We start from the raw sequence: 1326 nt of genomic DNA, 5'->3' as shown, positions 1-1326 counted from the left end.
CACGGAAACCGCATGAACATCCGCGCTACGTAAGGCTTACAAGAACCTTACTTAGGTAGTTTTCGTCCATTGCACAGTTCATCCGTTTACGTTTGATGCCACCTTTAAACGTGGTTTCACTCTTTAATAGGTTCAAACACATCTGTCTGATCCTAGCAAAAGCCTCTGCTCGATCATCCGCTCTAATGCGAGAATTGTCCTCACTAAATGCGGTATCTAGAGACCAATGCATGACCTCTACGCCCCAGTGAGAACGTGTCGCTTCAAGTAGCGTTTTAGCTTCTAGTTCCTTAGAGCAAATGTAATATCGAATGCTTACATCTTGCTCTGTCGCTACTGCCGATTCTTGACGAATAGCAGCAACGATACCCATGGATTTCAACTCAGGCCATTCATGCTCAATGTCACCCAAGACCGTCAAATCAGAGTTTACTAAAGCCACTCTTGTTTCCATCCGACCATGGCTTTTCTCTTGTGTGCTGTAAGAACTGCCATCGAAGTTTTGAAGCATATCCATTCGAAAATAATCATCAAATGCTTGCTCTAGCATTCCTTGATTACCCTTTACAGCCAATAGATAATCCGCTTCTTTCTCTAAGATTTTCTGCGCGATTTTCTTTTGACAACCCATCGCATCAATGGTCACTAAACAGCCCTTAACGTCGAGCAAGTCAAGCAGCTTGGGAATCGCGGTAATCTCATTACTCTTACTATCAACCTTTTGTTGGCCGATACTCATACCATTTTCAGTGGCAAAAGCATTCACCATGTGGATCGTTCCTTTGCCTTTCGAGCGGTCATAAGAGCCACGTAATGTCTTCCCATCAATAGCGATGACCTCGCCATCCGTCAGGGTATGGCAGTCCTTCATCCAGGCTATAAAGCTTCTTTGCAACGCAGCTGGGTTAATCATGCCCATGACTCGGGATAACGTATCTGCCGAAGGTATCCCAGATTCAAAATGACCGTATCGTTTTAAGAAATCTAAACGAGCATTGCCAAAATCTATAATGCCATCCCAACCGTCATGACCCGACAAGACGCCACAAATTGTCAGCAAAATAATGTCTGATAATTTGTGCTCTACTTTACTTTCTTGTCGATAATCTTTAATGATTTGGAAATGCATAAATGGGTTGGTTAACTCGCTCATATTTAGGCTCCTATATTGTCTAGGAGCTATTACAAAACAACGAAAATGATCTACAAGACGATCTTCGATTTCATCTGGTTACATTCAAAACTTGGGATTCATGATAGGTTCGGCGTTGATTCCTAGCATCTCTCCAACCCTTATATATCAACGACCTTCATGCGGTTTCCCTG

At 43.0% G+C, this 1326-nt stretch carries 1 protein-coding gene; it reads right to left on the bottom strand.

All coding sequences use genetic code 11. From position 1 onward, the window contains the following. Positions 1 to 25: 25 nt before the first annotated feature. A complete protein-coding gene (locus LNL84_RS19605) occupies positions 26 to 1153 on the bottom strand; it encodes an ISAs1 family transposase (protein ID WP_244359550.1) in 1128 nt (375 codons plus the stop codon). Between the last annotated feature and the right edge of the window lie 173 nt (positions 1154 to 1326).

Origin of the sequence: Vibrio gelatinilyticus (assembly GCF_022836845.1) — a bacterium.
In the GTDB taxonomy this organism is placed as follows: Bacteria; Pseudomonadota; Gammaproteobacteria; order Enterobacterales; family Vibrionaceae; genus Vibrio; species Vibrio gelatinilyticus.
Note: the sequence above shows the minus strand (reverse complement) of the source record. Positions and strands in the feature narration are given on the sequence as shown.

Bases quoted from the DNA above. Each gene is read 5' to 3' on its own strand.
- LNL84_RS19605 (WP_244359550.1), bottom strand. From the start codon at position 1,153: ATGAGCGAGTTAACCAACCCATTTATGCATTTCCAAATCATTAAAGAT.